The 3,569-nt window shown below is 68.0% G+C and carries 4 protein-coding genes and 1 pseudogene; 1 reads left to right on the forward strand and 4 read right to left on the reverse strand.

From position 1 onward, the window contains the following. Together D0C15_RS34885 and D0C15_RS33700 are read right to left on the reverse strand one after the other, a co-directional pair. A pseudogene (locus D0C15_RS34885) lies at positions 1–239 on the reverse strand (hypothetical protein); the annotation flags it as partial. A gap of 86 nt (positions 240–325) precedes the next feature. Then, positions 326–754, reverse strand: a complete 429-nt coding sequence (locus D0C15_RS33700; protein ID WP_116052075.1) for a pyridoxamine 5'-phosphate oxidase family protein — start codon at positions 752–754, stop codon at positions 326–328. A 176-nt stretch (positions 755–930) separates the two neighbouring features. Between D0C15_RS33700 and D0C15_RS33705 the strand changes: the two genes are divergently transcribed. Then, a complete protein-coding gene (locus D0C15_RS33705) occupies positions 931–1,653 on the forward strand; it encodes an NIPSNAP family protein (protein WP_116052076.1) in 723 nt (240 codons plus the stop codon). A 16-nt stretch (positions 1,654–1,669) separates the two neighbouring features. On the opposite strand, the gene D0C15_RS33710 is transcribed toward D0C15_RS33705, so the two are convergent. Both D0C15_RS33710 and D0C15_RS33715 read right to left on the reverse strand, forming a co-directional pair. Further along, positions 1,670–2,194: a GNAT family N-acetyltransferase gene (locus D0C15_RS33710; protein WP_116052077.1), complete on the reverse strand. Its 525-nt coding sequence runs from the start codon at positions 2,192–2,194 to the stop codon at positions 1,670–1,672. Positions 2,195–2,445: 251 nt separating this feature from the next. Beyond that, a partial coding sequence (locus D0C15_RS33715; protein ID WP_211323423.1) for an HNH endonuclease signature motif containing protein occupies positions 2,446–3,569 on the reverse strand: 1,124 nt, incomplete at its 5' end.

A 3,569-nucleotide genomic window follows, 5' to 3' on the forward strand; every position in this document is an offset into this window, starting at 1 on the left:
GGAGTGGGGGGAGTGTCGGGAGCGCCGGTGTCCGGTGCCTGCCGCGCGGGCCGTTGTGCGCGCCCTGCCTGTTGTGGCCGTTCTGCCTGCGGTGGCTGGCTCTTTCGGGGACGGGCGGGCCCGGCTGCGGGGACGGCCCGACGGGAATGGCGAGCATCGCCCGCGCGGCCGGTGGCAGGGGGGATACGACGGATCGGGCCGGTGTCGTCGTCGGCGGGGTCGGTCGTGTCGCGGGGCACGGAGCCATCTTGTCTACCGGCCGGAGGTTCACCTCGTGCGGGTGCCGAATCGGCCGTCGAACGCAGCCGGCGAAGGGTGGTGACATTCAGGCGGCGTAGCTGAGGTCCTTGGTCGTGAGTGACTCGGGACGCAGCCGTATCCAGACGGTTTCGTCGTCCGCGCGGCAGTAGAGGTAGCGGAGGAACCGCTCGTCCCATCGCGTCTCGTCATTGCCCAGGTAGCGAACGAGCTTTCGCCGCCCACGCGGCACGTCGAACGGAAGGATCTCTGCCTGTCCTCGCGCGATGACCTGTTGGACGATCCCGGTAGCGAGGTCGCAATGATCGACTACCAGAGCGATGGCGGGGTCGGCCAGCACCAGAGCGGACAGTTTCGCCCACGGGCCGGTCAGCACCCAGAAGGCGCTGTCCTCCCAGAGAAACCAGGTTGGCCGTACGGTGGGTCCGTTCGTCGCGATGCGGGCGACGAGCGGACTAGACAAGAACTGATCCACATCGAAGTCGCTCCCGGTCAACTCTGTTCCTCCTTCGCCCGAGCGGCGGCAGTGTCTTTCTGTCGATGTAGTGATTCACCGTGCAACCTCCATCGCGGTGGAGGTCAATACGTTGTCCGCTACGGATCGGCCGTTCGGCGGAAGCTGTCGGATCCCGGGACTACCGTCTGCCCGTCGACAACTGAAGGGCGGACCTGATGCCGGACTCGGTGGTAGAACTCAGGCAGTACACATTGCGGCCGGGGCGCAGGGACGACCTGGTCGACCTCTTCGATCGGGAGTTCCTGGAGAGCCAGGAGGCGGTGGGGGCCCGGATCATCGGCCAGTTCCGCGACCTCCGAGATCCGGACCGATTCGTCTGGTTGCGCGGATTCGCCGATATGGATACGCGGAAGTCGGCGTTGGGCGGCTTCTACGGCGGCGAGGTGTGGCGGGCCAACCGGACGGCGGCCAACGACACGATGGTCGACTCCGACGACGTGCTGCTGTTGCGGCCGCTGGGCGAGAACACCGGATTCGGCGGGCTCCCGGCCCGCCCGCAGGCGGGTTCCGCTTCGCCACCGGGGTCGGTCGTGCTGGCGACGATCTACCAGCTACCCCGCCCGGTGGACGCCGAGTTCCGCGCGTTCTTCGAGCAGCGGGTGGCCCCACTGATGGCCGAGAGCGGGGCGTTGCCCGTGGGCGCGTTCGAGACCGAACCCGCCGAGAACAACTTCCCCGCGCTTCCGGTTCGTGCCGGAGTGAACGTCCTGGTCTGGTTCGCGATACTGCCGGGGGAGCAGGCCCACCGAGCACATCTCGCGAAGCTGGAGAGCTCGCCCGTGTGGACGGACTCTGTGTTGCCGGAACTGATCCGCTCGCTGGCCGTGGCCCCGCAGCACCTGTTGCTCGCCCCGACCGCGCGGTCCGCCCTGCGCTGAACCGGTGGCGTTGCGTTCAGATCAGCTCACCTTCCAGCAGGCTCATCAGAATCATGTCGTGCCACCGGCCCACGCCGCGGAACGACTCGCGATGCCTGCCGTCCTCCCGGAAACCGAGTTTCTTGTACAGGTGCAATGCCGACTCGTTCTCGGCGACGACCCAAAGCGCGATCGAATGCAGCCGCATGACGTCGAAGCCGTAACGGCACAGGGTGCGCATCGCGTCGGTGCCGAAGCCACCACCCCAGTGATCCTTCTCGCCGATGTAGATGTCGAGTTCGGCGCGCGCGTTCTCGGGGTTGGCGTCGCGCAGGCCGACGACGCCGATCAGTGAGCCCTCGGCCAGCGTCTCGATGCCGAACACCACATTCGAGTACGAGTTGGGCTTGCGGTCGGCGAATCGTTTGCGGATCTGCGCGAGCGACTCGTGATAGTCGGCCTCCAGCCATCGAACCACCTCAGGATCGTTGTGCCAGCGCCAGAACGTGTCGGCGTCCTCTGGCTCGAGGGGACGTAGCAGGATGCGTTCACCGGTCAGCATGCCGCCATCCTGCCCGGTTCTGTCGTCGCCGACACGCGAATTTCGACGAGGCCGGAATGGGCCGGACGAGCGTAAGACCCTGAAGAACCATCTGCACTTCGACCTCATACCGATGGCCTGAACCCGGGACGAGAAGGTGGAGCGGCTGCTGGCCGCCGGTGCCACTCTGGCCGCCGATCGCAGGAAGGCGAACGACAGGGGTTGGGCCGTGCTCGCCGACCGAGAGGGGACGAGTTCGGTGTGGAGGCAAGTCAGTCCGAACCTGAGTGAGTGTCCTTCGGTGGCGATTGTGGTGGCGGTGGTGGAATCTCAGCCGAAGACTCCCTGCCCCTCGAACAGGACCGCGTCCGCGGCTGTCGTCGGGTTTCGTCCGTTGTGGACTTACCTGGCGTTGGTTCTGGTGGTTCGTTGATGGGTTCGATGGTTTTGGAGTAGGTCCGTCCGGTGGGGGTGGTGATGGTGGAGATTGCGGTGCTGGGGTTGTGGTTGAGGGTCCAGCCGGGTTGGTTTTTGAGGTAGTGGTCGCGTTCGCATTTGGCGCCGCCGTTGCGTTCGGCGGTGCGGCCGAGGTGGTGCCATTCGCGGAGGTGGTCGTAGTCGCAGCGGTGTGCGGGGCGGTGGCAGCCGGGAGTGGTGCATTCGCGGTCGCGGACCTGGATGAGCTCGCGCAGGAACGCGCTGGGGCGGCGGCGGGTGCGGCCGAGGTCGCGCACGGCGCCGGTGGCGGGGTCGGTGAGCACGGTGCGCCAGACGCTGCCTGGCCGGGTCATGATCTCCCTGGCGATCGGGGCCGGGATCGGCCCGTATCCGGTCAGTTCGCAGCCTGTGTCGGACATCGTCAGGGCAGTGTCGATCGGCATGTGCAGGAACACCCGTGCCGCGCCCACGGGTGCGGCGGTGCCGGGGTCGCGCCCGTGTAGCAGGTCCGCGACCACGTCCGCCCGTAGCTGTTCCAGCGTTCGACCGTCACCTCCGTCGCGGAGGGTGCGGGCCATGCCGTCGACGCGGGCGTAGGCCGAGGCCGCGACCTCCGCCGGAAGGTCCGCGGCCAGGGTGGCCATCGTGTCCTCCCGCGCAATCAGCTCCACCTTCCGCCCCGCACGCGCTTTCCTGGCCCGGCTGGTCTGCCCGTCGGGGTCGATCGTGTTGACCAGCCGGCGCGCGGCCCGCACCAGTGACGTGGGGTCGGTGAACCCCAGCCTGCCCGCCGCGAGCTTTCCGGCCAGCCGTTCGTCGACCTCCCGCGCCTGCTCATCGGTCAGCGTCGACGCGGCCTCCACGACCCGCCCCGCCGGATACCCCTCGATATCCCCGGCCTCCATCGCCGCCAGCAGTTTCGGCATCCGGCACACCAACCCGGCCCCCCGCGCCACCC

The sequence above is a fragment of the Amycolatopsis palatopharyngis genome (genome assembly GCF_003385185.1).
Lineage (GTDB): Bacteria > Actinomycetota > Actinomycetes > Mycobacteriales > Pseudonocardiaceae > Amycolatopsis > Amycolatopsis palatopharyngis.

What these genes read in the sequence shown, in the direction of transcription:
- D0C15_RS33710 (WP_116052077.1), bottom strand. Translation starts at nt 2,194, where the DNA reads ATGCTGACCGGTGAACGCATCCTGCTACGTCCCCTCGAGCCAGAGGAC.
- D0C15_RS33705 (WP_116052076.1), top strand. Translation starts at nt 931, where the DNA reads ATGCCGGACTCGGTGGTAGAACTCAGGCAGTACACATTGCGGCCGGGG.